The 26,090-nt window shown below is 60.6% G+C and carries 20 protein-coding genes; 10 read left to right on the forward strand and 10 right to left on the reverse strand.

What is annotated here, in order from left to right; translation table 11 throughout:
- The first annotated feature begins 26 nt into the window (after positions 1-26).
- A complete protein-coding gene (locus ISS99_RS03800) occupies positions 27-812 on the forward strand; it encodes a TatD family hydrolase (protein WP_204630256.1) in 786 nt (261 codons plus the stop codon).
- Between the two features lie 118 nt (positions 813-930).
- Here the strand turns inward: ISS99_RS03800 and ISS99_RS03805 are convergent, their stop codons facing one another.
- The 3 genes from ISS99_RS03805 to ISS99_RS03815 all read right to left on the reverse strand — a co-directional run bounded on the left by ISS99_RS03805 (position 931) and on the right by ISS99_RS03815 (position 3,394).
- Positions 931-1,467 (reverse strand): pseudouridine synthase, encoded by a 537-nt coding sequence (locus tag ISS99_RS03805; protein WP_204630257.1) that lies wholly within the window; start codon positions 1,465-1,467, stop codon positions 931-933.
- Between the two features lie 84 nt (positions 1,468-1,551).
- The gene (locus ISS99_RS03810; RefSeq protein WP_204630258.1) at positions 1,552-2,448 is read right to left on the reverse strand and encodes a class I SAM-dependent methyltransferase; all 897 of its coding nucleotides are present in this window, start codon (positions 2,446-2,448) and stop codon (positions 1,552-1,554) included.
- Between the two features lie 283 nt (positions 2,449-2,731).
- Entirely contained in the window at positions 2,732-3,394 is a 663-nt protein-coding gene (locus ISS99_RS03815) for an NYN domain-containing protein (protein WP_204630259.1), read from the reverse strand.
- Positions 3,395-3,657: 263 nt separating this feature from the next.
- On the opposite strand from ISS99_RS03815, the gene ISS99_RS03820 reads away from it, so the two are divergent.
- A complete protein-coding gene (locus tag ISS99_RS03820; protein ID WP_204630260.1) occupies positions 3,658-4,437 on the forward strand; it encodes an energy transducer TonB in 780 nt (259 codons plus the stop codon).
- 34 nt (positions 4,438-4,471) lie between these two features.
- Here the strand turns inward: ISS99_RS03820 and ISS99_RS03825 are convergent, their stop codons facing one another.
- On the reverse strand, positions 4,472-4,822 hold the full coding sequence (locus tag ISS99_RS03825; protein WP_204630261.1) for a cupin domain-containing protein: 351 nt from the start codon (positions 4,820-4,822) through the stop codon (positions 4,472-4,474).
- Positions 4,823-4,840: 18 nt separating this feature from the next.
- On the reverse strand, positions 4,841-5,764 hold the full coding sequence (locus ISS99_RS03830) for a LysR substrate-binding domain-containing protein (protein ID WP_204630262.1): 924 nt from the start codon (positions 5,762-5,764) through the stop codon (positions 4,841-4,843).
- Positions 5,765-5,862: 98 nt separating this feature from the next.
- On the opposite strand from ISS99_RS03830, the gene ISS99_RS03835 reads away from it, so the two are divergent.
- Both ISS99_RS03835 and ISS99_RS03840 read left to right on the forward strand, forming a co-directional pair.
- The gene (locus ISS99_RS03835) at positions 5,863-6,054 is read left to right on the forward strand and encodes a hypothetical protein (protein ID WP_204630263.1); all 192 of its coding nucleotides are present in this window, start codon (positions 5,863-5,865) and stop codon (positions 6,052-6,054) included.
- 63 nt (positions 6,055-6,117) lie between these two features.
- Positions 6,118-7,068 (forward strand): aldo/keto reductase, encoded by a 951-nt coding sequence (locus ISS99_RS03840; protein WP_204630264.1) that lies wholly within the window; start codon positions 6,118-6,120, stop codon positions 7,066-7,068.
- Positions 7,069-7,278: 210 nt separating this feature from the next.
- Here the strand turns inward: ISS99_RS03840 and ISS99_RS03845 are convergent, their stop codons facing one another.
- The 5 genes from ISS99_RS03845 to ISS99_RS03865 form a co-directional block, all read right to left on the reverse strand.
- Positions 7,279-7,617 (reverse strand): J domain-containing protein, encoded by a 339-nt coding sequence (locus ISS99_RS03845; protein ID WP_204630265.1) that lies wholly within the window; start codon positions 7,615-7,617, stop codon positions 7,279-7,281.
- Positions 7,614-8,336, reverse strand: a complete 723-nt coding sequence (locus tag ISS99_RS03850; protein WP_204630266.1) for a hypothetical protein — start codon at positions 8,334-8,336, stop codon at positions 7,614-7,616. Before ISS99_RS03850 ends, ISS99_RS03845 begins: the two co-directional genes overlap by 4 nt.
- A complete protein-coding gene (locus tag ISS99_RS03855) occupies positions 8,333-9,196 on the reverse strand; it encodes a DUF2167 domain-containing protein (protein WP_204630267.1) in 864 nt (287 codons plus the stop codon). The genes ISS99_RS03850 and ISS99_RS03855 overlap by 4 nt, the downstream gene beginning before the upstream one ends.
- Before the next feature lie 101 nt (positions 9,197-9,297).
- On the reverse strand, positions 9,298-10,365 hold the full coding sequence (locus tag ISS99_RS03860; RefSeq protein ID WP_204630268.1) for a TraB/GumN family protein: 1,068 nt from the start codon (positions 10,363-10,365) through the stop codon (positions 9,298-9,300).
- 143 nt (positions 10,366-10,508) lie between these two features.
- Entirely contained in the window at positions 10,509-12,734 is a 2,226-nt protein-coding gene (locus ISS99_RS03865; RefSeq protein WP_204630280.1) for an NADP-dependent isocitrate dehydrogenase, read from the reverse strand.
- Between the two features lie 346 nt (positions 12,735-13,080).
- On the opposite strand from ISS99_RS03865, the gene ISS99_RS03870 reads away from it, so the two are divergent.
- From ISS99_RS03870 to ISS99_RS23155, 6 genes are all read left to right on the forward strand, one after another.
- Positions 13,081-13,446: a hypothetical protein gene (locus ISS99_RS03870; RefSeq protein ID WP_204630269.1), complete on the forward strand. Its 366-nt coding sequence runs from the start codon at positions 13,081-13,083 to the stop codon at positions 13,444-13,446.
- A gap of 569 nt (positions 13,447-14,015) precedes the next feature.
- The gene (locus ISS99_RS03875) at positions 14,016-17,099 is read left to right on the forward strand and encodes a TonB-dependent receptor plug domain-containing protein (RefSeq protein ID WP_204630270.1); all 3,084 of its coding nucleotides are present in this window, start codon (positions 14,016-14,018) and stop codon (positions 17,097-17,099) included.
- Positions 17,100-17,539: 440 nt separating this feature from the next.
- Complete coding sequence (locus ISS99_RS03880; protein ID WP_204630271.1) at positions 17,540-20,689, forward strand: TonB-dependent receptor domain-containing protein; 3,150 nt, start codon at positions 17,540-17,542, stop codon at positions 20,687-20,689.
- 323 nt (positions 20,690-21,012) lie between these two features.
- Positions 21,013-24,207, forward strand: a complete 3,195-nt coding sequence (locus ISS99_RS03885; RefSeq protein WP_204630272.1) for a TonB-dependent receptor plug domain-containing protein — start codon at positions 21,013-21,015, stop codon at positions 24,205-24,207.
- A gap of 233 nt (positions 24,208-24,440) precedes the next feature.
- Positions 24,441-24,689, forward strand: coding sequence for a hypothetical protein (locus ISS99_RS03890; protein ID WP_204630273.1), 249 nt, complete (start codon positions 24,441-24,443; stop codon positions 24,687-24,689).
- A 75-nt stretch (positions 24,690-24,764) separates the two neighbouring features.
- Positions 24,765-26,090, forward strand: a 1,326-nt coding sequence (locus tag ISS99_RS23155) for an AMP-binding protein (RefSeq protein WP_338081569.1), incomplete at its 3' end; no start/stop codon positions are given.

Consider the following 26,090-nt stretch of genomic DNA (forward strand, 5'->3'; position numbering starts at 1 on the left):
CAATAAAAACCAAAAAAGGGTTCTCCATGCAGCTCATTGATATCGGTGCCAATCTCACTCACGAATCGTTTCGGCACGATTTCGACGCCGTGCTCGACCGCGCCAAGGCGCACGGAGTCGTAAAAATGGTCGTCACCGGCGCGTCACACGCCGGCAGTGAACATGCCGTAGACGTGGCCCAAAAGCACCCTGGTGTTTTGTATGCCACGACAGGGGTCCACCCGCATCACGCCATCGACTACGGCGACGCCACCGACGCCCGCTTGCGGGAGCTCGCGCGGCAGCCGGAGGTTCGCGCGGTCGGCGAGACCGGGCTGGATTACAACCGCAACTACTCGCCGCGCGACGTGCAGTTGCAGGTATTCGAGCGGCAATTGCAGATCGCCGTTGATGTGGGCAAGCCTTTGTTTCTGCACCAGCGTGATGCGCATCACGATTTCCTGGCTTTGCTCAAGCGCTATCGCGAGCGGATTCCAGCTGCCGTGGTGCATTGCTTTACCGATACCCGCGAGGCGCTGCTCGACTATCTCGCGCTGGATTGCCACATCGGCATCACCGGCTGGATCTGCGACGAACGCCGCGGCACGCATCTGCGCGAATTTGTGCGCGAGATTCCGAGCCATCGCCTGATGATCGAGACCGACGCGCCCTATCTGCTGCCGCGCACGGTACGCCCGCAGCCCAGCCATCGGCGCAACGAACCGATGTACCTGAAGCACATCTGTGAGGAAATCGCGCGCGATCGCGGCGAGCCGGTGGACGTGACGGCGGCAAACAGCACGGAGACCGCGAAAGCATTTTTTGGCTTGTAGCGCCGCGTCAAAACGTAGGCTGGGTTACCCCGGACTTGATCCGGGGGTAACCCAGCAAATATCGCCTGGAATTGCTGAATTAGCCACGGATCAAGTCCGGGGCAAGCCAACCTGCCGCCTACGGCAAAACGACACGCGTCTGTCCAAGCGGCAGGTCATCCAACGCATAACCCCCTATCCGCACGCGGATCAAACGCAGAGTAGGAAAACCAACTGCTGCCGTCATGCGCCGGACCTGGCGGTTGCGTCCTTCGCGCAAGGTGATCGACAACCAACTGGTGGGAATGCTTTTGCGGAAGCGCACCGGCGGATCGCGCGGCCACAGCCAGCCCGGCTCGTAGGCCGGTTCGGCTTGTGCCGGCAGGGTCGGTCCGTCGTTCAACACCACGCCGCGGGACAAGGCCTGCAAAGCACAGTCGTCGATCGCACCGTCCACCTGCACCAGATAGGTCTTGGGTTGCTTGTGCTTCGGGTCGGTCAGGCGATGGGCGAGCACGCCGTCATCGGTCAGCAGCAGCAGACCTTCGCTGTCGTGATCGAGCCGGCCGGCGGGGTATACGTCTTTCTGCCGCACGTAATCGGCCAGCGTAGGCCGACCGTCCTGGGTGGTGAACTGGCACAGCACACCAAAAGGTTTGTTCAACGCAATGAGCATGGTTTTTTGCTCACCCCCGCGGGCGCTTCGATGAACGCGCCGCAGGGGAGCAAGGCCAAGGCAGGCGATGGCCCGCCCAGGCCATCAATGCGCCGGCGAGCTGGAAGACGAAGCCGGCGCCTTGGCCGGCTTGACGAAGCGCAGCGTCATGCGATCGGACTCGCCGATCGCCAGGTATTTGGCGCGATCCTGCTCGCCCAGGGTCAGGGTGGGCGGCAGCGTCCACACACCCTTGGGGTAATCCTTGGTGTCCTTGGGGTTGGCGTTGATCTCGCTCTGCGCATCCAGCTTGAAACCGGCGTCGGTGGCCAGCTTGATCACGTAGTCAGTAGGCAGGTAGCCGGTGTCCTTGACCGATTCGAAGCTGGCGCCTTGCGCCGCCCGATGGTCGGCAACACCCAGCGTGCCGCCCGGCTTGAGCACGGCATAGAACGCCTTGAACATCGCCTCCCCCGTGCCCGCCTCCGCCCAGTTGTGGACATTGCGGAAGGTCAGCACCATGTCGGCCGACCCGGCCGGCCCGAACACCGGCGTCTTGGGATTGAAGGTGATGATGCTGGCCTTGCCGTACTCGGCGGCATCGCCGGCAAACTTGGCCTGCAGCGCTGCGGCATTGCGCTTCTGTTCGGCGCCGTTGCCGGCCGGCACAGCGGCCACGTAGTGACCGTTGTCGCGCAGCAGCGGTGCGAGGATTTCGCTATACCAACCGCCGCCAGGGGTAATTTCCACCACCGTCTGATCCGGCTGCAAACCGAAGAACTGCAGCGTCTGCTTGGGATGGCGATAGACGTCGCGCGCCTTGTCGGTTGCTGAGCGCCAGGAACCGGCCAACACGGCATCCAACTGGCTGGCGGTGAAATCGCTGGCGCTGGTCGGCGGCACCAGATCGCCCGCGGGCTGATCCTGGGCGCTTTGTTGCGCATGGGCCATGCCAGCAAACAACAGCGCGGCGGACAATCCGAAGGCAAGCCTGATCTTCATGACAACTCCTTCAACAGATGCCCGCGGCACGTGGCCGCCGGCGAGATGCAGCGAAGGGACCATTTTACGATTAATTTACGACTGCTGCGTTAGCGGCGTGCGAATTGCCTCATGCCCTCTCACGCCTGATGTTCGCAGGTCGGGTTAGCGCAGCGTAACCCGGCGATTGAACCTGGAGCGGCGCGCAATCGCGCTTCGATGTTGCGCATCGCGAGCGCCGCCCCTCACCTCAATCCTCTCCCCAGAGGGGAGAGGAGGCGAAGGCGGAGAGCGCGTTACCTCATTAAAACGGGCGGGGACAGACGGATTGCAGGCCGTCGATGTGTTCGTGCAGATCCGGCGCAATGCCCTGCCACATCGGGTCGAGAATGAAGTCGATGCCTTCATAGCGTGCGAGCTTGGCGGCCGGAATGAAATCCGCGTCGCCGGCAACCAGGATGATCTGGTCCACCTGCTTCTTATAGGCAAGCGCAGCGATGTCGATGCCGATCTTCATGTCGACCTGGGTCTGGCGCATGTCCGGCTCGAAATGCTCGTCGCCCAGCTCATCCCAATACAAGGATTCGTCGCGCAGCTGCTGATAGGCCTGATGACGCAGCTTCCATTCGCCGCGATCGGCCAGGCGCCCCAACCGCAACGCCATCTTGCGCTGGCGGCGAAGCTGGTCGTGCAGGTCGCGGCGAAACGCTGCCGCGGCGGTGCGCGCGAAATCGATGCTTTCGCCGCTGATCGGCTTCACCAGCACTTTTTCCAGCGGAGGGCAGTCGTAGAAAAAAATGCGATAGAGCGATTCGCGCGGCCGATCCAGCGCCTTGAGATGTTCCAGCGCCATGCCGAACACGGTCTTGGCCACGGTGCGGGCGTCGTTGGCGTCCCGGTCGTTCCATACTTTGCGATAGCGCGCAAGAAAGAAAGCACCGTCAACCAGAATGGCGGTATTGGACATAGGAAATCCTTATGACGTGTTGCGAATGAATGGTGATGCCAGCGAACCATGGCCGGCGCCGGCTATCTTACGGCAAGCACTGCACCACTCGTCATGGGCGCGTCACAATCCATGTTTGCGCCTTTGCTTTTCATACAAACTGACGCGCTCAAAGACGGCGCTATACTCAGCCGACACTGACAGGGGGTCGTATGAAGCAAGGCATTGCAGGTCTGCTATGTATGTTGTGGGTGTGTGCTGCGTGGGCTGCCGGACCCTCAGCCGTGCGCAAGCTCGCAGAGGCTTCAATGCTGGTGACCGGCTCGATCGACGTCATGCCTGACGGTAGCGTTCGCAACTACACCATCGACCGACCCGAGAAGATTTCACCAACAGTCCTGAGCCTCATCCAGAAAAGCGTCCCCAACTGGAAATTCGAGGCCGAGAACGGCACCACCGCCGTCGAACGCGCAAAGATGAATCTTCGCCTGGTCGCCAGGCGCACCGACGACACCCACGGCTCGATCGCTATCACCGGTGCGACGTTCTTCGACGCCAATGCACCGACCACCGATTCGGTTCACTCAGGCAGCAAAAGGAGTCTACCCAGGTATCCGCCCGAGGCCATCGCGGCAAGAGTCAGCGGAACGGTGTTTCTGATCATGCAGGTGGGCCGGCAAGGCCAGGTTGAGCAAGTGGCCGCCGAGCAGGTCAATCTCGGGGTCTATGGAAGCGAGTCACAGATGCATCGCTTTCGCGACATGCTGGCCGATGCTTCGATCAACGCCGCCAAGACGTGGACCTTCAACGTGCCCACCACCGGCAAGCAGGCGTCGGATGCACATTGGAACGTTCGCGTGCCGGTCGCCTTCAATCTCACCGCCGACAACGCCTCCAACGACACCTACGGCAAATGGCAGGCCTACATTCCCGGTCCGCGTGAATACATTCCTTGGGTGCAAAAGGACCAGCTTGCATCGCAGGGTTCTGATGCGATTCCGGATGGCACCCTTGCGCCAGCCGATCAACCCTTACATCTGACCACGGCGCTCGACGGCACCTGACGCCGCCAGGTATCGGCAAGCTGCCGCCAACCCGTCAACGGTCGGCGCCCGCCTCGCCGCCCTCCGGGCCCCAGAAAATCACCCAGGTACAGAAGTCCTCGGTAAAGTTTTCGAAGCGGTGCGTGCTGCCCGCTTCGACAAACAGCACGTCGTTGGCGGCAAACCGGCAGCGCTCGCCGTTTTTGACGAAATCGCCACTGCCGCCGATCACGATGTACAGCTCGTCCTGCTTGTGCGGCTGTTGCGCATCCACCTGCTGGGGTGCGTAGATGCCCACCCGCATCGTGCCGTGCCGCAGGCCGTAACCGGCCCTCAGCACGGCAGGATCCAGCGGTAGATTCTGCCGTACCTGCTCCAGCGAAAAACGCCAGTCCGTCGAAGACATCGATCACCTCGCGTGGATTTACGCCGCCGCCTCGTCCGGCGGCCATTGCGGCATCTGCTGGCAATACGCGTCGGCTTCGCCCAGCAGCCATTCGCGGAAGGTACTCATGCCGCGATGATCTTCCGAGCGCGGCGGATACACCAAGTAATACGCCTCCGGCTCGGGCACCGGCAGGTAGCGGTCGCCCAGCACCACCAGGCGTCCGGCGTCGATCAGCGACTTGGACGTCACAATGCGGCCGAGTGCAACGCCCAACCCTTCCAACGCAGCGTGACGCAAGGCATCGACGGTATCCACATGCGCCACGTAGCGGCGCGGCGGCTTGCCGCCGTAATGGGCAAACCAGTCGTTCCAGCGGTTATTGGGATTGGGGTCGCCCAGCAGCGGCCAGTTGGCCAGGTCGCGCGGATCGGCACCGGCCATGCGTTCGACCAGTTCGGGGGCAGCGACCGGCGCAATCCATTCGCCAAACATACGCTCGGCCAGCACGCCTCGCCATTGGCCTTTGCCATAGCGCACGGCCGCATCCACCGCTTCGCGCTCGAAATTCACCAGGGCGGAGGTGGATTGCAGATTGAGCTCGAGCTCCGGATGCGCGGCCAGCAGGCGCGGCAAGCGCGGCATCAGCCAGCTGGAGATGATGCCGGGACTGGCACTGACCGAAAGCGCATCGTGCCGCCGTTCGCGAAAGCGCGACATGGCGTGGTCGATCCCGTCGAAATGCTCGCCGATGGCTTCAAGCAGGCTGCAGCCCTCCACGGTGAGGGTGACGCCGCGCGGCCCGCGCTCGAACAGGCGCCGCTCCAGGCGCTCTTCGAGCTGGCGCATCTGGTGGCTCAAGGCGCTGACGGTGAGATTGGCCTGGTCGGCGGCGCGCGAGAGATTGCCCAGTCGCGCCACCTGCACGAATTGCTGCAAAAGACTCAAAGGCACCCGACTCATCTTGAATTTCCTTCAAATCAGGCTTGTGAATATATCGCTTTTACCCGCCGCCGCACTCCCTTACTTTGAGCACACCCCAACCCCATCAAGGAACTCCCATGCGTTCGCCATGGACCGACCTGCTGTTCCTTCACGGCCACGCCACGCCCGCCAAGCTCGCCTGGCGCCCGGATGCCCCGAGCTGCCGCTGCAAGACCGAACAGGTGGAAGTGGATATCGCCCGCCTGCCCTTGCATGCCTGCGCAAGGAACGAGCCGGCCTGCTGTACCGGCGAAGGCAATCCGGCTTGATTAGGGCCTGTTAGCACCCACCTCGAAGCTTTACGCTTTACCGCGCCATTCGAGGGCTTCGTCATGCAACAACGCCAGCTTGGCCGCTCCGGCCTTTCCGTCGCACCGCTCGCCTTCGGCGGCAACGTATTCGGCTGGAGCGCGAACGAAGCGCGCTCGTTCGAACTGCTCGACGCGTTCGTCGACGCCGGCCTCAACCTGATCGATACCGCCGACGTGTATTCCGCCTGGGCCCCCGGCAACCGCGGCGGCGAATCGGAAACCATCATCGGCAAGTGGCTCAAGCGCAGCGGCAAGCGTGACAAAGTGGTGATCGCGACCAAGGTCGGCAAATGGGTGGAGCACACCGGCCTGGAACCGATGAATATCCGCGCCGCCGTGGAAGGTTCGCTGCAGCGCCTGCAGACCGACCGCATCGATCTGTACCAGGCGCATGCGGACGACGCCACCGTGCCGCTGCACGAAACCCTGGAAGCGTTCGCCGCCCTGATCAAGGAAGGCAAGGTGCGTGCGATCGGCGCATCCAATTACAGCGCCGATCGTTTCGCCGAAGCGCTGAGAGTCTCGAAGGAACACAACCTGCCCCGTTACGAAAGCCTGCAACCGGAATACAACCTGGTCAGCCGCGCCGGCTACGAAAAGGAACTGGAGCCGCTGGTGCTGCAGGAAGGCATCGGCGTGATCAACTACTACGCGCTGGCCAGCGGCTTCCTCAGCGGCAAATACCGCAGCGAGGCGGACCTGTCCAAGAGCAGCGCGCGCGGCGGCTCGGTGAAGAAATACCTCACCCCGAAAGGCTTGAAAGTGCTCGCCGCGCTGGACGAGGTCGCTGCGGCACATCGTGCGACCCCGTCACAGGTAGCGCTTGCATGGCTGATCGCGCGCCCCGGCATCACCGCACCGATTGCCAGCGCCACCAGCGTGGCGCAGTTGCAGGAATTGTTCGGCGCCACCGCCTTGTCGCTCACTGCAAGTGACGTGGCAGCGCTCAATGACGCCAGCGACGGGTTCTAAATACGGCGACATTCCAGAACGCAGCAAACACTACTGCCGGCACAAACGTCACGAGCCAGGCCACACTGCCTGGCTTGGGCCTGCGCAACCGCCTCAGCCAACTCCGTCAACTAGCCGGGCTGCAAGCGAGCCATCAAAGCTTCGTCGCCGAGATCGGAAAAACGCCGTGGCAGATCCTGCTGCTCCTTCACGTTCGGCTCCTTCTTCCGTTCATCGCTTGCGCCATTTCAGGGCGATTTCGTACGCCACATTGATGTCCTTGGACTTGGCCTCGGCAAGCTGCCGGATGTCTTCGCCCATCAGCGCAACCTTGTCCGGATGGTATTGGCTGATTTTCGCGCGATACGCGCGTTCGATATCCGCCAGGGCGGCATCCTCCGCAACGCCGAGCACCTCGAACCACGGCGGTGCCGGCGGAACCTCGATCTCGGGCAGCGGACGCTGCAACGGCTCGGGACCGCCGCCCGGGTGGGGCGACAGATAATTGGCGACCAGCCTGTAACCGAACAACAGTCCCGCGGCGATCACTACGACATCCAAGGCCGTCACGGGCGCAATCCCTCGAAATAAGCCAGATAAGCTCCCAGCGCACGTGCCTGTGCGTCGTCGGGCTCGATAAAGTGCAGGCTGGCCTGGATACGCTGGCGAAGTATCGCCGTCAGCTCATCGAGTGCCGCCGATGACAGTGCCGTGCTGGCGAGCACGCGAAGATCCACGTCCGATTGCTGGCGCAAACCGATCTTGCGAACGATGTTCAGCGCGAACGGAGCGCACAGCAACGCATCCAGTGCGATGGCGAGCACTGCGCGCCGCGACATATTCAGAGCCTTTCGCAAACGATAAACCTGCCACAGCGTCACCAGAATGACCGCATATACCGCCGCGGCCCACGCCAATAACGCCTCGACGTTTCCCGATACGAACAGAACGTACGGCAGACCGATCGCGAACAGTGCCAGCAACGAAAATATCCACGGCGCCAGGGCGGCCGAGGCGATGCGTACCCGGCGAAAACGCAGCGCCTGCCCTGCCCCGGCATAGACCCCCTGCCCTGGCCAGCTCAGGCGAAACGCGATGCGGTGAGGCGAAAACGGCGCCGGCACAAAAACGTGCCGGCCACCAAGCTCGATGCCCGAGCCGGCGGATACCCGGTATCCCCGGCTCGTTGCAATCAACAGCACTTCATTGTGATAGAGCAGCAGGGCGGAGTCGTACAGATAAAGCGCGACGACTACTCCCAACAACAGCAGCCCATCGTGCAACGTCATCGCGCCGGTTTCTTCTTGACCAGATTCTTGAACCACGCGCCAAGCGCAACGATGCCGGCTACCACGAACTTCCATGCCGCAACCAGAAATCCACCGATGACCGTGAACAAACCCTTCTTCGCCGCTACCGCCAGTGCACCGCCGGTAATCAGGGCCGCCAGCCCATATTCGGCCACACGGTCGCCGGCACGATATTCGGCATAGCTTTCGCCTTGCGCGTACTGGAATCCCGGGAGCGTGCTCTTGAAGTCATCGATGGACGTTGCAAGCCTGGAAGGCTCGGTGACCATGACCACATCCATCACGCCATGGCGCCCCAGCAGGCGCGTGTTGTAGTTGACGACGTCGGTCTGCGTCTTCTGATCCTGCAGAAGGATCGACCAGGCCAGCGATTTGATTTGCGTGTCGTATTCCGGCTTGGCCTTCCAACCAAGCACGTTGAGTTCGGACCAGCCTCGCGCCCGACGCTCCTCGTTACCCTTTTCGGTACCTTCGCGATACGACTGCAAGATGGCGTCCGGATCGAGCTTTTCGTCGTCCTTGACGTAACCGATGTCTTCGTAAGAGAAGAACGCAATCCACGCCAGGGACTTGGGCGCCAGCGTATACACATCCACATTGGCTGGCGGGTTATGCAAAATTTCATTCAACGAACGGCTGCCGGCCGGCCCCAGGAAGGCGTAGCCGTCCGGAACGTTCAGGCTCGCCTGATTGCCCAGCTTTACCGTGGCAGGCCCCATTTCCCAAGGCAGCGATGCGAGCGGATTGCGCTGCCCTTGCTGCGGCTGCTCCTGTGCAAAGAGCGTCTGCGCGGCACACGCCAACAGCAGCGCCACGAGCACTAAAAAAAACTTCTTCATTTCCGTCCCCTATGCCGAGTGATTCCGTACACCCCAGCCAACTGTATCAGGGGAGGAGACCGGGCGGTGGACCACCCGCGGCAGGGAGAGCCGGCGGCTTTTCAATGGCCTGGGGAGTCCGTTTGGCCTTGTTGCGGGTCGTCTTCGTCCGGCGCCTGCACCGTGTAGCCCGCGGCCTTCAGCTGGGCCAGCAGGCCGTCCGGCGACAAGACTTGTTCCATCGGCAGTAGCGCGAAGGTCTGGGTGTTTTGGGCGAGTGCCTCGCGTGCCGCGCCCAGCCACGCAGCATCCAGGCGTTGCGGCAGGTCGTGCAAGCCAAGTTGCTGGGCGAATTCCGCGTTGATCACCGCATCCACGCACGACTCGTAGCGATCGCTCAACGCAAACTGCCGCAGCGCGTGCACGTCTCCGACCGACCAGGCATTGGCGCGCTCGGTCAGTGCGCCCATCTGGTTCTGCACCAGGTTCAAGGTCTGGTTGAAACAGCTGATGTCGTGCAGATTGGTCTGCTTGATCGCGTTGAGCGCGTCGCGCGGATGCTCGATCACCAACTTGTATTTCACCGGTACGCGCCGGATACCGTGATCGTCCGCCATCTTGAGCACGGCCTTGTTGACGTCGTTGCCACTGGTCAGCCCGGCCTTGTCCAGCGCCCGGCGATAGAGCTTCAGCGCCACCACGATCGGCCGCCAGTATTCGACGCTGCGATCATTGCCGAAATATTGCTGCTTGAGCACTTCCCAGCGCGTATACATCTCGGCTGGAAGAATTTGCTGCAGGCTGGCGCCGCCGGGATTTTTCCGCGCGCCGTACGCCGACGGCAGCAGGAACAGCTTGCCGAAAAAACCTACGTCCGCCTTGACGTCCGCGGCCGGCGCTTCCAGCACTTCTTGAGAATGCTCGAGCGTCTGTTCCACCTCGGCCGAATGCCATTGCATCTGCCGCGGCAGGGGCTTGAGGGTGCCCAGCACCCACATCACGTGATCGCCCTTGCTGACCTTCCACAAACCCGGGCCAGGTTGCACGCCGGTGACCGTCACCGCTTGCAGCAGCGGCGCATTGGCAGCCGACGATGACGGCGTCGAGCTTGCCGTAGCAGGCGCCGACTGTGCCCACGCGTGCGCGGCCGTAAAGAGCAGCAATAACCCTAGCGTCATCGACCTGCGCATGCGTGATGGTTCCTGGATTCCGGGAGACGTCGTGGCGATTGTACTGACAGCGGGCTCGACAGCACGTTCCACGCAAGTTGTTTCGCATGCAAAAAAGAAGGGGCCGATGAGGCCCCTTCTTCAAACAGGTATCGCGCTGCCGCTTACAACGCCGCCAGCGCCGCGTTGAACGTTTCGCTCGGCCGCATGGCCTTGGTCACCAGGGCGGTGTCCGGATGGTAGTAGCCGTGGATGTCGTTGGGCTTGCCCTGTGCACCGTTGAGCTCGCCGACGATCTTGGCTTCGTTCTCGGTGAGCGCCTTGGCCAACGGGGCAAACTTGGCCTTCAGCGCGGCATCGTCGTTCTGCTCGGCCAGGGCCTGGGCCCAATACATCGCCAGGTAGAAATGGCTGCCGCGATTGTCCAATTCACCGACCTTGCGCGCGGGCGACTTGTTGTTGTCGAGGAACTTGCCGTTGGCCTGGTCCAGCGTCTTGGCCAGCACGTGCGCCTTGGCGTTGTCGTAGCGGTTGGCAAGATGTTCCAGCGAGGCGGCCAGGGCCAGGAATTCGCCCAGCGAATCCCAGCGCAGGCAGTTTTCTTCCAGGAACTGCTGCACGTGCTTGGGCGCGGAGCCGCCGGCGCCGGTTTCGAACAGACCGCCACCGGCCATCAGCGGCACGATGGAAAGCATCTTGGCGCTGGTGCCCAATTCCATGATCGGGAACAGGTCGGTGAGGTAGTCGCGCAGCACGTTGCCGGTGACGGAGATGGTGTCCTGGCCCTTGCGGATGCGCTCCAGCGAGAACTTGGTGGCATCGACCGGCGACAGCGTGCGGATGTCGAGACCGCTGAGGTCGTGGTCCTTCAGGTAACGCTCGACCTTGGCGATGATCTGCGCATCGTGCGCGCGGTTCTTGTCCAGCCAGAACACGGCCGGCGTATTGCTGAGGCGCGCGCGAGTCACGGCCAGCTTCACCCAATCCTGCACCGGGGCGTCCTTGGTCTGGCACATGCGCCAGATGTCGCCGGCTTCCACGTTCTGTTCCAGCAGCACCTTGCCGTTGGCGTCGGTGACGCGCACCACGCCGTCGCCGGCGATCTGGAAGGTCTTGTCGTGCGAGCCGTATTCCTCGGCGGCCTGCGCCATCAGGCCGACGTTGGGCACGCTGCCCATGGTGGCCGGGTCGTAGGCGCCGTGTGCCTTGCAGTCTTCGATCACGGCCTGGTACACGCCGGCGTAGCTGCGATCCGGAATCACCGCCTTGGTGTCCTGCAGCTTGCCTTCGGCATTCCACATCTTGCCGGAGTCGCGGATCATCGCCGGCATGGAGGCGTCGATGATCACGTCGCTGGGCACGTGCAGGTTGGTGATGCCCTTGTCGGAATTGACCATCGCCAGATGCGGACGCTTGCTGTATTCGGCGTCGACGTCGGCCTTGATTTCCGCCTGCTTGTCTGTCGGCAGCGCGCCGATGCGCGCATACAGGTCGCCGATGCCGTTATTCGGATTGAAGCCGATGCTCTTGAGCGTATCGGCATGCTTGGCCAGCACGTCCTTGTAGAACTCGGTGACCACGTTGCCGAACATGATGGGGTCGGAGACCTTCATCATGGTGGCCTTAAGATGCAGCGAGAACAGCACGCCCTGCTTCTTGGCGTCTTCGATCTGCGCATCGATAAAGGTGGCCAGCGCCTTCTTGCTCATCACAGCGGCGTCGATGATCTCGCCGGCGGTGAGGTTGGTCTTTTCCTTCAGGACGGTACTGTTGCCGTCCTTGCCGATCCATTCGATCTTGGCGACCGTGGCCTCGCCCAGCAACGTGGACTTTTCGCTGCCGTAAAAATCGCCGCCCGACATCTGTGCCACGTGGGTTTTGGAATCGGCGCTCCACGCGCCCATCTTGTGCGGATGCTTGCGCGCGTAGTTCTTCACCGACGGCGGCGCGCGGCGATCGGAATTGCCTTCGCGCAGCACGGGGTTCACCGCGCTGCCCTTGACCTTGTCGTAGCGGGCGCGGACATTCCAGTCGCTCACGTCCTTGGGTTCTTCGGGATAGTCCGGCAAGGCATAACCTTGCGACTGCAGTTCCTTGATCGCTGCTTTCAGCTGCGGCATGGAGGCGCTGATGTTGGGCAGCTTGATGATGTTGGCGTCCGGCGTGGTGGCCAGCTCGCCCAGTTCGGTGAGGTCGTCGGAGACCTTCTGGTCGTCTTTCAGGATGTCCGGAAACTGCGCCAGGATGCGACCGGCGAGGGAGATATCGCGCGTTTCGACGCTGATCCCCGCGGTGCTCGTGTAGGCATCGACGATCGGCAGCAGGGAGTGCGTGGCGAGATACGGCGCCTCATCGGTGAGCGTGTAGATGATCTTGGGCGTTTGGGACATGGTCTGCATGGGCCTCTGTGGCTACGGCATATCGGTGGAGCGCGGTCATCGCGACAGTCCGGACAGCGATGGGCGACCGCGAAAGCCCCTCATTGTCGCGTTTTCGGCCGCGAGGCGAAAGCGCGAAGCCCCGATCTTGGGCCAGGCAGGCCGAATCCAAGCCCCTGCCCACACGTACGGCTGGGTACAGAGGCAAGCGGTCGACACGCATCGAGAGGGTCGGCACCGGCGACCAAAACACCATCCCGGCAGTCGCGACGAATGCATCCGGGATACCCGCAAGTCCCATGCGCAAACCAGGTAGATCCGGTTAGTATTCCGCAGCTGTGTATGCCATGGGGGCCACGTGACCGGATTGAGTCAACGCATCGTCGACTACATCGCCGAACTGATGCCGCTGTATACGTTCCAGTTTGCCGACGGCCGCGACTGCGCGTTGTCGCTGGTCGATGGCACCCTGTTGATGCCGGTGGACGAATGCGGCCCCGAGCGCGAAGAAGGTTGGGTGGCGGTGCTGTGGCAGGGCGACGCGCAACGACGCTCGGAAGTGCCGGGCCCGCTGCTGGCCTATCAAGCCGCATTGCGTTGCGCCGAACTGCACGGCATCGGCCGCCTGCCGGCCGAAGTAGCCTCGCATCGCCACATCCTGTTGACGCGCCTGCGTGGCATCTGCGGCGATCTGTTGCACATCGAAATGGTTACGCGGTTCTGAACCGGAACCAACGAAAGAACGTGTTTTATCCTGAAATCGGGCGCAAAAAAACCAACTTTTCCGTCACGCGCCCGCTACGCGACACTGAACGTGAGTCTGCACGTATGTTTCGGCGAAAAAGGATCGATCGCTTCGTATCGATCCGACACTCGCATTTTTCCGAACGCCCCCTCGAGTCGCCGCGCATACCCGTCAAGCCGCTGATTGAGCGTAAAAAACCCTAGCCATCCTGACGGCCGGCAACGACAAAGCTGCCGCATATAAAACGTAGTCATCACCTACGTGCATGCCTGGTCAAGCAAACGGCCTGCGCGTTTTTTATTGCGCGCGATCAGTGCTGCCGCCACGGCGATGAAGTCCTTTGCGACCTACGCAGGATTAATATGACTTTCACGGATTGCGTACACCCGGACTACGCAACGCCACCCCTCGGGGACACCACCACGACCGGGCAAGGAGTAAGGCCAGGCTGCAATCCCGCAGCAAAACTGGGGAGTACGACCTTGAACATACAGCATCAAAACATCGCTATGGCGATCCGCACGGCTCTGCTTCTTGGCGGCTTCGCAATGACAACGATCGCTGTGGCCCAGACATCGGCACCTGCTCAAACAGGCAACCCGGACCAGACGACCAGCACCACTTCCACAGCGCCGCAAACCGCTACGCCGCCGGCACCGCCGCCGCCCTCCAACAAGACCGTGACGCTGCAGGGCGTGACCGTCACCGGTTCGCTGATCCGCAGCGTGGACGTGGAGACGGCACAACCGGTCACCGAACTCTCGCACGAGGCATTGCAGCAGCAAGGCTTCGTTACGGTCGGCCAGATTCTGCAGAACGTCACCTCGGTAGGTTCGTCGGGCACCAGCAACCAGAGTGCGCTGGGCAACATCGTCGGCCAGTACGCCAGCCTGCGCGGCCTGGGCGCGCCACGCACGCTGATCCTGGTCGACGGCCAGCGCTACACCACCGACATCTTCGGCCAGACCGACCTGAGCACCATTCCCAGCTCGCTGATCGATCACGTCGAAATACTGCAGGACGGCGCATCGGCCATCTACGGCTCCGATGCGATTGCCGGCGTGATCAACATCATCACCAAGAAGGATTTCGACGGTGTGCAGCTGGACACCTACAACAGTACCTATGCGCCTGGCCACGACGGCAACGTCGGCCAGTTCAGCCTCACCGGCGGCAAGAAGTTCTCGCGCGGCTCGTTCGTGATCAATATCACCGCGCAAAACCAGGGCGCGCTCAATGCGCCGGATCGCTCGTACAGCAAGTACGGGTTCTTCAGCTTCGGCCCCAACTACCCGCAAGCGGTGGGTCCGTCGGATTACGGGCAAATTCTGGGCGCGATCAATCCCGCCACCGGCCAGCCGGCGAACATTCCGGCGCTGGCCGGTTCCATGGTGAACGGCATTCCGGCTCCGCTGATCGTCAACGCCGGCGGCAACGGCATGAATATCGCCGACTACCATCCGGACACCTTCGGCCTGGAATATCCGTCACCGACGTTCAACAACGACTACGCCAATTCGTCGTTTCTCAATACTTTGGTACCCGACAGTCGGCTGCGTTCGTACACGTTGAAAGGCGATTTCAAAATCACCGATCACGTGACGGCCAATTTTACCGGCACCTACAACACCAATAATTCGTACGTCATGATCGGCGGCTACGACTTGAGTTCGTCGACGCCGACCAACGGCGCCAACCTGGCCGCGGCGCTGGGAATGCCGGCCGGCACCTTCTCCGCAACGTATTTTCCGGTGCTGTCCGCGCAGAGCTATTACAACCCGCTGCCGGGCAACAACCTGCAATTCTCGATGCCGCTGTTTTATCCAAACCGCTACGACGACAACAAGATCAAGCAGGCCGGCTTTCGCGTGGGCCTGGAAGGCGACTTCTCGATCGGCGAGAACCTGTTCAATTGGGACGCCGGCTACAGCGACTATCGCTACGACCAGTCCAGCTTCGGTTACGGCAATCTCAACCTGGTCCACGCCTACCTGGGCCTGGGGCCGTCCTTCATGGCAGCCAACGGCCAGGTGGTGTGCGGCACGCCGGGTAATGTGATCGCAGGCTGTGTACCGATCAATCCGTTCTCCGGCGCGGGCGGCCTCACCCCGGCGCAGATCGATTACCTCAACATCGATGCCGGCACCCGCTCCTTCAGCCAGGTGCGCAATTTCTCCGCCGACCTGAGCGGCGACATGTTCACGTTCCCGAATGCCATGGGCAGCGGCGACGCTACCTTTGCCGTGGGCGCCGACCATCGCGACATATCCGGCGGCGCGACACCGGACATGTACACGCAGGAAGGCCTCAACACCAACCTGCAACAAAATCCAGGCTCGGGCTCGTATGGGATCAACGAAGCCTATGCCGAGGTGAACCTGCCGCTGTTGAAGGATCTGGCGGGCGCCCAGTTGTTGGACTTCGACGTCGCCCATCGCTTCTCGCGCTACACCAACTTCGGCGACACCAATAACAACCAGTACAAGCTCTCGTACAAGCCGATCGACGATCTGCTGGTGCGCGCCAGCTACGGCACCGGCTTCCGCGCACCGTCAATCGCCAACCTGTATGGCGGCACCATGCAGAGCTTCACCACGTATACCGATCCGTGCGACGTCAATTACGGTCTCACCGGCAATCCCACTGTCGCCGCGCGCTGCGTGAACGGGTTTGCCGGCATCCCGGCGGTCGGCCCCGGCTTCACCCAGCTGACCTCTTCGGGCGTACCGGTGTCCGGCCCGAACTCGATCAGCGCAACACCTTATTTCACCGGCGCCAACGCCTCGCTGAAACCCGAGACGTCCAAGAGCTATACCGCCGGCTTCGTCTACAGCCCACATTGGCTGGACGGATTCAATATCACGGCCGACTACTACCGCATCCGCGTCGACAACATCATTACCTTGCCGACGGCGAGCAGCATCCTGGACAACTGCTACCTGCTGGGCGAAACCCAGCAGTGCTCGCAGTTCCAGCGCAGCGGCAGCGGACAGGTGGTCGATCTGCTGCAGGCATTGGTCAACCAGGGCTTCCTGGACGAGCGCGGCGAGGACGTAACACTGAGTTATCTGTTCCCGGAAACCCCGGTGGGCCGGTTCAAGATCGACACGACCGGTACCTATATCAACTCGCTGCGCGAGCAGGCGGTAACCGGCGGCCCGGTCGTCTCCAATACGCTGGGCAGCTATGACAGCGTGCTGGGACCGCTGTGGCGCTTCCGCGACACCACCAATATCAATTGGAACTACCGCGGCTTCGGCGTCACCTGGACGATCCGCTACTACTCCTCGCTGACGGAGTCGTGCCATCCGGCCAATCCGCTGCTGAACGAATACTTCCCCTGCAACATGCCCACCGCAGACCTGGTCGATTCGCCCACCGGCCTGCAGCGGCAGGGCGGCCTGGCTTTCAACGACCTGCAGGTAAATTGGGATACACCTTGGAAAGGCCGTATCGCCCTGGGCGCCACCGACGTGTTCAACCGCAGGGCGCCACTTTCTTATACGGGCGTATTCAGCATTACCGGTCCGCTCGGCCCGACCGGCACGGACGGTTTCAGCCAATACCCGTACAACTCGATATACGACATTGGCCGGGTGGTTTATTTGAAATATACGCAGAAGTTCTTCTGACGTCGCAACGCACGGTCAAAATAATGCAAAGCGGACCGTCAAAAACTTCAAAAACTTCAGAGCGCGGCTTGACCGCGCTCTTTTTATTAAAGCCAATTGTCGATAAAAATCGAATACCAATTGATGCCTGCGCGATTTCGATGACGTGACTTTAGTCATGCAGAAGCTAAAAAACCCCTCAAAAGAGGGGTTAACTGCGAAGACATACTTTCTCCTGGCTGACAATTAATCGCGTCATCAGCAACTTTTTGTCAATCGCGAATGAAATATATCTTTTGACACTCGATTTTTAGTTTGCATTTCGTATATGTATTAGTCACCCACACAACAAACCCACACAACCCGAATACTTCTACACGTCGCTGAGAAGACGTGGTTTGGTATGCACGCGTCATTCGTACGCGTGTAGGCATTGTCACGCAAATCTGGGGAGTATCACTTTGAACATCAAACAGCACAGGATCGCGCTTGCGATACGTACCGCATTGATTTTGGGGGGATGCGGACTGGCCACAGTGGCCGTCGCACAGACTTCAACCTCCGACCAGCAGACTTCCGCACCGCCCACTTCGCAACCCCCGTCCGCCACGCCGCAGAACGGCACCGCACAACCATCGAACAACAAGACCGTGACCCTGCAGGGCATCACCGTTACCGGTTCGCTGATCCGTAGCGTGGACGTTGAAACGGCACAGCCCGTGACCGAACTCTCGCACGAAGCATTGCAGCAGCAAGGCTTCGTCAGCGTCGGCCAGATTCTGCAGAACGTGCCGTCGGTCGGTTCGCCCGGCACCAGCAGCCAGAGTGCGCTAGGCGACATTGTCGGCCAGTACGCCAGCCTTCGCGGCTTGGGCGCGCCGCGCACCCTGGTGCTGGTCGACGGCCAGCGCTACACCTCCGATCTTTTCGGCCAGACCGACCTCAGCACTCTGCCCAGTTCACTGATCGACAGCGTGGAAATCCTGCAGGACGGTGCCTCGTCGATCTACGGTTCCGATGCTATCGCCGGCGTGATCAACATCCACACCAAGAACATCGATGGCCTGTACCTCGATACCTACAATAGTACTTATGCGCCGGGCGACTACGGCAGGCAAGCACAATTCAGCCTGACCGGCGGCAAGAAGTTCTCGCGCGGCTCGGTCACGTTCAACATGACGGTGCAGAATCTCAACCCGATCATGGCCAACCAGGTCTGGTTCAGCAGGAACGGTCTCTCGGTTCCCTCGACGCTTCCACAGTATCCGCAAAGCACCGGACCATCGGACTACGGTCAGATAATCGGCGCCACGAGTGCGGCGACCGGATTGCCCGTCAACATTCCCGGACAGGTCTACAATGCGGCACTTGGCGGCGATCTGCCGATGATCGTCAATGCGGGCAGCGACGGCAGGAACATCGCCAACTATCATCCTGATACTTTCGGCGCGATATACCCCTCGTCGACCTTCGCCAACGACTACTACAACCCGGCATCGGAACAAACGCTGATGCCGAACAACCGGTTGCGCTCGTATTTCCTCAAAGGCGACTACAAGCTCACCGATCACATCACCGCCAATTTCACCGGCACCTACAACACCAATAACGCCAACTCCTACATAGGCGGCTACCCGCTAAGTTCCAGCACCCCCGCCAATGGTCCCAATCTGGCCAACGCGCTGGGCTTGCCGGCCGGAGCCCTCGGCAGCGCATGGTTCCCGGTGTTGTCATCGCAGAGTTACTACAACCCGATGCCGGGCAACAACTTGAGTTTCTCCTTGCCGCTGATCACTCCCAACCGCGTCACCTACAACAACATCAAGCAGTACGGTTTTCGCGCGGGCCTCGAGGGCGATTTCGCTCTGGGCGAGAACGAATTCAACTGGGATGCCGGCTATAGCGACTACAAGTACATTCAGGACATGAGCGGCCCTGGCAACCTCAACCTGGTCAATCTGTATAACGCACTGGGCCCCTCCTTCATGGCCGGCAACGGCCAGGTGGAATGCGGCACGCCGACCAATGTCATCCAGGGCTGCGTACCCCTCAATCCGTTCTCCGGCGCGGGCGGCCTCACGCCGGCTGAAAGCAATTACCTCAACTACTTCACCACTTCGCACACCTGGAGCCGCCAGCGCAACGTGCAGGCCGATTTGAGCGGCGACATGTTCACCTTCCCCAATTCCATGGGTGCGGGTGACGCGACCTTCGCCGTCGGCGCCGATCACCGCGCCGTAGCCGGCGGCGTGACGCCGGATCTTTATACCCAGCAGGGACTCAACACCAACCTGCAGCAATATGCAGGTGCCGGTGCGTATGGCGTCAACGAAGCCTATGCAGAAATCAACTTGCCGCTGCTCAAGGACATGGCCGGCGCGCAATTGCTGGATGTCGACATTTCGCATCGCCTGTCGCATTACAGCAACTTCGGCACCACCAACAACAACTCGTACAAGATTTCGTACAAGCCGATCGACGATCTGTTGATTCGCGCGAGTTACGGCACCGGTTTCCGTGCAGGCTCGATCTCCAACCTGTATGGCGGCACCATGCAGAGCTTCACCACTTACACCGACCCCTGCGACGTCAACTACGGCCTCACCAACATAGCCACCGTAGAGCAGCGCTGCCTGAACGGCATCGCCAATCTCAAGGGCGTAGGCCCGGGCTTTACCCAGCTGACTGCCACCGGCGTGCCGGTGGGAGGACCCAACGGCGAAAGCGCCACCCCGTTCCTGACAGGCGCCAATCCCAGCCTGAAACCGGAAACCTCCAAGAGCTATACCGCGGGCATCGTCTACAGCCCCAGTTGGTTCACCGGCTTCAACGTGACGCTGGACATGTATCGCATCCGCGTCGACAACGTGATTACCCTGCCCTCGGCGGAGAGCATTCTGAATAACTGCTACCAGTCTGGCGAAACGCAGCAGTGCGACCAGTTCCAGCGATCCTCGACTGGCCAGGTGATCAACCTGCTGCAAGCGGTAACCAACGAGGGTTTTGTGGATGAGCGCGGAACCGACCTCACTCTCGGCTATCTGTTCCCGGAGACACCGGTGGGCAAATTCAAGATCGACACTTCCGGCACCTACATCGCCTCGGTGAAGGAAGAAAGCTCGCCCGGCAGCGTCGAATCCTGGACACTGGGTTCCTACGATCCGATCCTTGGACCGCTGTGGCGCTTCCGCGATACCACCAATCTCAATTGGTCACTGGGCAACTTCTCCGCCACGTGGACGATGCGCTACTACTCCTCGCTGAAGGAAAGCTGCCGCCCCAATACGCCATTGTCCGCGCAGCAGTCCATGTATTTCCCGTGCGATGACATCAATGGAAATGTGCAGGGCCAGCAAAAAGGCCTGTATCGACAGGGCTCTCTCGCCTTCAACGATCTGCAGTTCAGCTGGAAGGCACCGTGGAAGGGCCAGATTTCGGTGGGTTCTACCAACGTGTTCAATCGCAAGACGCAGTTGTCGTACACCGGCGTGGAGCCGGGCGTAGGTCCGCTGGGTCCGACCGGCACGGATGGCCTTACGTCGTACTCTTACAACCCGATGTACGACATTGGCCGCGTGATCTACCTGAAGTACAGCCAGCAGTTGTTCTGATTGCGCCTACGCCGGATTGCCGGCGAAAAAATAAAGAGCGCGGTAACGCCGCGCTCTTTTTTTGTGCGCGCTGCCGCACCATTCGCTGCACGCTCGATAACAATTTCGTCACATACGTGAATGCAAAAAATTTCAAGCGCATGATTTCACTATTTTAATTTCGTGCGATGAAGCGCAATTGCTTGCTATCCCTTTTTTACGTGATTTTCGTGTAAGACTCCGACCACGGCATGCGGTCAATCCACGTGCCGCAACCGAGCGAAACATAAAAACGGGCAAGGAGGCGCAAGCACTCACATCACGTCAGCTTGGGGAGTACGAACTTGAACATTCGACAGCACAAGATCGCCCACGCGGTCCGCGTGGCGCTCATATTAGGCAGTTGTGGATTGGCCACCGCGGTGGCGGCACAGACCGCCCCGGCCGATCAAACCGCGCCCCCCGCTCCGACTGCGCAATCCTCCGCGCAGTCGCAACCGCCGCAGTCTGCCTCGCCACAAACCGGCACCCCCGCTCCACCGAACAAGACTGTGACCCTGCAAGGCATCACCGTCACCGGTTCGCTGATTCGCAGCGTGGACGTAGAGACAGCGCAGCCCGTAACCGAGCTCTCGCACGAGGCGCTGCAGCAGCAAGGCTTCGTCAGCGTCGGCCAGATTCTGCAGAACGTACCTTCAGTCGGTTCTGCCGGCACGAGCAACCAAAGCGCTCTGGGCGATATCGTCGGACAGTACGCCAGTCTTCGCGGCCTAGGCGCGTCGCGCACCCTGATTCTGGTGGACGGCCAACGCTATACCACCGACATTTTTGGCCAGACCGACCTCAGCACCCTGCCCAGTTCGCTGATCGACAGCGTGGAAATCCTGCAGGACGGCGCTTCGTCCATTTATGGCTCTGACGCCATCGCCGGTGTGATCAATATCCACACCAAGAATGTCGACGGCCTGTACGTGGATACCTATAACAGCACGTATTCGCCCGGCAATTATGGCAAGCAAGCTCAATTCAGCCTGACCGGCGGCAAGAAGTTCTCGCGCGGCGATATCACCTTCAACGTAACCGTGCAGAACATCAACCAGATCATGTCCAATCAGGTCTGGTTTAGCAGGTACGGCTTTGCCTCGCCTTCCTCCGTGCCGCAATACCCGCAAAGCCAGGGACCATCCGCCTACGGCCAGATTCTCAGCGGCGTCAATTCAGCCACCGGTGCACCAACGGTCATTCCTGGCCAAGTCATTTCTCCTGTTACCGGTGGCCCTCTGCCGATGATCGTAAACATGGGCGGCAATGGGATGAACATCGCCGATTACCATCCCGATGCAGTGGGGATTCAATTCCCTTCGCCCTATCCTGGCGCCAGTTTCGCCAACGACTACGGCAACCAGGCGTATGAGGAAACACTGATACCGGACAATCGCCTGCGCTCCTATTTTCTGAAGGGCGACTACAAAATCACGGACCACGTGTCGGCCGTGTTCACTGGCACCTATAACACCAACAATGCCACCAGCTACACAGGCGGCTACGGATTGAGTTCGTCGACACCCGCCAACGGTCCGAACCTGGCGGCCGCGCTCGGACTGCCTGCAGGTAGCCTCGGCAACGCATGGTTTCCGACATTGTCAGGCAGCAGCTATTACAACCCGCTGCCCGGCAACAACCTGAGTTTCTTCCTGCCGCTCGCGCAGCCTAACCGCGTCACCGTCAACAATATCAAGCAGTACGGCTTTCGCGCCGGCCTTCAGGGCGACTTCTCGCTTGGTGAAAACGAATTCAACTGGGATGCCGGTTACAGCGACTACAAGTACATCCAGGACATGGGAGGCGGCGGCAACCTGAATCTGGTGCATTTGTACGAAGCGCTTGGGCCTTCCTTCATGGGCCCCAATGGCCAAGTGCTATGCGGCACACCAGGCAACGTGATCCAGGGCTGCGTACCGCTCAATCCATTCTCCGGCTCAGGCGGCCTCACTCCCGCTGAAAGCAATTATCTGAACTACAACTTCTTCACCCACTCCTGGAGCGAAGAGCGCCAGGTCCAGGCGAACTTGAGCGGCGACATGTTTACGCTGCCGCAGTCACTGGGCGAAGGTGACGCCACCTTTGCCGTGGGCGCCGACCATCGCGACGTTTCCGGCGGCGTGACGCCTGACCTCTATACGCAGGAAGGTCTCAATACCAATCTGCAGCAGAATCCAGGCAGTGGCTCGTACGGCATCAACGAAGCCTACGCCGAAATCAACCTGCCTCTACTGAAAGAAATGACCGGCGCACAGCTGCTGGACTTTGACGTTTCGCATCGTCTTTCGCACTACACCAACTTCGGCACGACCAACAACAATTCATACAAGATCGCGTACAAGCCTATCGACGATCTCTTGATTCGCGCCAGCTATGGCACTGGCTTCCGTGCCGGTTCGATCTCCAATCTGTACGGCGGCACGATGCAGAGCTTCACCGACTATCTAGACCCGTGCGACGTCAACTTCGGCGCAGCCGCCACCAACGCAGCAGCCGAGCAACGCTGTCTCAGCGGTATCGGCAACCTGAAAGGCGTGGCTCCGGGCTTCACTCAAACAACTACCTCCGGCACGCCCATTACGTCAAACGGTGGAGCGCAAAGCACCACACCGTTCCTCACGGGCGCCAACTCGAATTTGAAGCCTGAAAGTTCCAAGAGCTATACCTTTGGTTTCGTGTATAGCCCCAGCTGGTTTAGCGGCTTCAACTTGAATTTGGACTACTACCGCATCCGCATCAACAACGTCATCACCCTGCCATCCGCCAACAGCATCCTCGATAACTGCTACGTGGCAGGCGAGCTCAACGAATGCTCGCAATTCCAGCGCAATGCAGCGACCGGCCAGGTGGTCAATTTGTTGCAAGCGGTAACCAATGAGGGCTTCATTGATGAACGCGGCACCGATCTGGGACTTAGCTACAACTTCCCGGAGACCCCGGTAGGCAAGTTCAAGATCGATACCACCGGCACCTACATCAATTCGCTGCACGAGGAGGCAACTTCAGGGCCTGGTGCTCAAGTCGTGTCGTACGACGTTGGCACCTATGATCAGATCCTCGGCCCGGTGTGGCGATTCCGCGATACAACCAATCTCAATTGGAGCTGGCGCGCCTTCAGCGCCACCTGGACGCTCCGCTATTACTCCTCGCTGCGCGAATCCTGCCGCACTAGCAACGTGGCCATGCAAATGTACTTCCCCTGCCCCGATCCCACCGGAATCGTCCAGAACAACAACCTCGGCACCGGCCTGTACCGCCAGGGCGGGCTGGCCTTCAACGATCTACAGGTCAGCTGGAAGGCGCCGTGGAAGGGACAGATCTCGCTGGGTGCTACGGATGTCTTCAACCGCAGGGCACCGCTCACTTATGTCGGTGCGGAAAACGTGGTCGGCCCGCTGGGCCCAACCGGAACGGATGGCTACACGTCCTACGCGTACAATCCGGAATACGACATCGGGCGGGTGATTTACCTCAAATATAGCCAGAAACTTTTCTAGTCTATTTTCGCCATCGAACGTTCTCTACGAACCCCGGCAACGTGTTTGCGCACGTGCCGGGGTTTTATTTTTTTGCGATTTTACATCACACATCGCAAATACCTTCGGCACTTGGCAAACCACCTATCGTAGTGGCAGGTTTGTTTGTCGCATGCATCTGATTATCGAACGATGCTTACGCGACGCTTGCGAGATTTTGTCACCTTCATCGACATTTTTGGATGGAAATTGTCATGGATGACGCGATGATCCATTACGGCTCGACTAACATCGTCGCGCGCCACGAGACGCCTTGCGGACTTCGCTTTCCGCAACTGCACGGTACGCATTTCGAAGATATTGCGTGCCCGGACGCCGACGCAACGGCGATTTTATATCCCGACATTCTCCGCGCGTTCTCTTTAGCCGTCGCGTCCGCGCCGGATCGAACCCGCGTGAGGCTTGCCATAAAAACGTCGCAAATACGCGGCATTTCTGCTTGAAGAAAAAGAACCATACCTGCGACGACGCACGCGCGTCGTTCCCGAAAGGCGCCTACGGGGGTTACTCCTTTGACAGTGCACAACGAGTTCGAGACGGCCACTCACACATTCACGACGACGTCATCGCAGGCTATCGTCATCTCAGGCCAAGAGCGCCTGGCATGGCAATGCCACGAACACCGTGACGGAAGTGAGCAGTCGTCCACGTCTTCTTTGCTTTTGAGCATCGATGCCGAACTTTCCCGCGCCATCGAACAGCTGGCCAACCGGCACGACGCTACGGTGCTCCAAGCGATGGCGACTGCCTGGGCCGTGTTGCTGGCGCGCCTTTCCAGCCAGATCGAACTGGATATAGGCTGCCTCGTTCAACCCTCGGCGTATTTGCTCGATCTGTCGGATGTGTCCAGTGTCGGCGAGCTTCTTACCCGCTTACGCCGGGCAACGTCGACGAACCAAAATCATCCACACTCATTTTCTGGACGAACGGCGGAGACAGATTCGCCGTCCAAAGCTGATCAGTCGCCGGCATTCCAAACATTTGTTATTTGGCAGAACGACGAAGAAGAAGTACCCACAGCGCCAGAGTTGCGAACCGAACCGACGACTACGTTCTTCGACGCAACGCGTTTTGACTTGCAGCTGGCGTTTCGCGAAAACGGCAATGGCACCATCACCGGAAGACTGAGTTACGCCACCGCGTTGTTCGATGCCGCCACGATGGAACGCTACCGCGGCTATCTGTTGCAGGTATTGCGTGCAATGGCCGCCGATGCCGCGCAGCCGATTGCGCGCATCGCTCTGTTGGACGAGGCCGAGCGCGCCTTGCTGCTGCAGACCTGGAACCACACCGATGCGCCCGTTGCGCAAGCGCTGTGCATCCATCAACGCTTCGAGCAGCAAGCGGCGCATACCCCCGAGGCCGTCGCCCTCCTCTTTGAGGACCAGTCGCTCACCTATGCCCAGCTCAATGCCCAGGCCAATCAGCTGGCCCATCACCTGATCGCACAGGGCATCGGGCCCGACGATCGGGTCGCCCTCTGTGTCGAACGCGGCTTCGCCCTGGTGGTCGGGCTGCTGGCCATTCTCAAGGCCGGCGGTGCGTATGTGCCGCTCGATCCGGTCTACTCCTCCGACCGTCTGTCTCTGATCCTGCGCGATGCGCAGCCACGCTTGCTGCTGAGTGATGCCGCCGGGCGACAGGCCCTGGGCGAGGAAGCCCTTGCCCCGCTTCACGTCGTCGATCTGGACACGCCGCAGTGGCTTGCGCAGCCACAGCGCAATCCCGATCGTCAGGATCTAGCTGCGCACCATCTGGCCTATGTGATCTATACCTCTGGCTCCACCGGTACGCCCAAGGGCGTCATGGTGGAGCACGCCCAGGTGATGCGCCTGTTCTGGGCC

Origin of the sequence: Dyella mobilis (genome assembly GCF_016904945.1) — a bacterium.
In the GTDB taxonomy this organism is placed as follows: Bacteria; Pseudomonadota; Gammaproteobacteria; order Xanthomonadales; family Rhodanobacteraceae; genus Dyella_B; species Dyella_B mobilis.

Coding starts and splice junctions, on each gene's coding strand:
- ISS99_RS03800 (WP_204630256.1), top strand. CDS start 27: ATGCAGCTCATTGATATCGGTGCCAATCTCACTCACGAATCGTTTCGG.
- ISS99_RS03805 (WP_204630257.1), bottom strand. CDS start 1,467: ATGCTCATTGCGTTGAACAAACCTTTTGGTGTGCTGTGCCAGTTCACC.
- ISS99_RS03810 (WP_204630258.1), bottom strand. CDS start 2,448: ATGAAGATCAGGCTTGCCTTCGGATTGTCCGCCGCGCTGTTGTTTGCT.
- ISS99_RS03815 (WP_204630259.1), bottom strand. CDS start 3,394: ATGTCCAATACCGCCATTCTGGTTGACGGTGCTTTCTTTCTTGCGCGC.
- ISS99_RS03825 (WP_204630261.1), bottom strand. CDS start 4,822: ATGTCTTCGACGGACTGGCGTTTTTCGCTGGAGCAGGTACGGCAGAAT.
- ISS99_RS03830 (WP_204630262.1), bottom strand. CDS start 5,764: ATGAGTCGGGTGCCTTTGAGTCTTTTGCAGCAATTCGTGCAGGTGGCG.
- ISS99_RS03835 (WP_204630263.1), top strand. CDS start 5,863: ATGCGTTCGCCATGGACCGACCTGCTGTTCCTTCACGGCCACGCCACG.
- ISS99_RS03840 (WP_204630264.1), top strand. CDS start 6,118: ATGCAACAACGCCAGCTTGGCCGCTCCGGCCTTTCCGTCGCACCGCTC.
- ISS99_RS03850 (WP_204630266.1), bottom strand. CDS start 8,336: ATGACGTTGCACGATGGGCTGCTGTTGTTGGGAGTAGTCGTCGCGCTT.
- ISS99_RS03855 (WP_204630267.1), bottom strand. CDS start 9,196: ATGAAGAAGTTTTTTTTAGTGCTCGTGGCGCTGCTGTTGGCGTGTGCC.
- ISS99_RS03860 (WP_204630268.1), bottom strand. CDS start 10,365: ATGCGCAGGTCGATGACGCTAGGGTTATTGCTGCTCTTTACGGCCGCG.
- ISS99_RS03865 (WP_204630280.1), bottom strand. CDS start 12,734: ATGTCCCAAACGCCCAAGATCATCTACACGCTCACCGATGAGGCGCCG.
- ISS99_RS03875 (WP_204630270.1), top strand. CDS start 14,016: ATGACAACGATCGCTGTGGCCCAGACATCGGCACCTGCTCAAACAGGC.
- ISS99_RS03890 (WP_204630273.1), top strand. CDS start 24,441: ATGGATGACGCGATGATCCATTACGGCTCGACTAACATCGTCGCGCGC.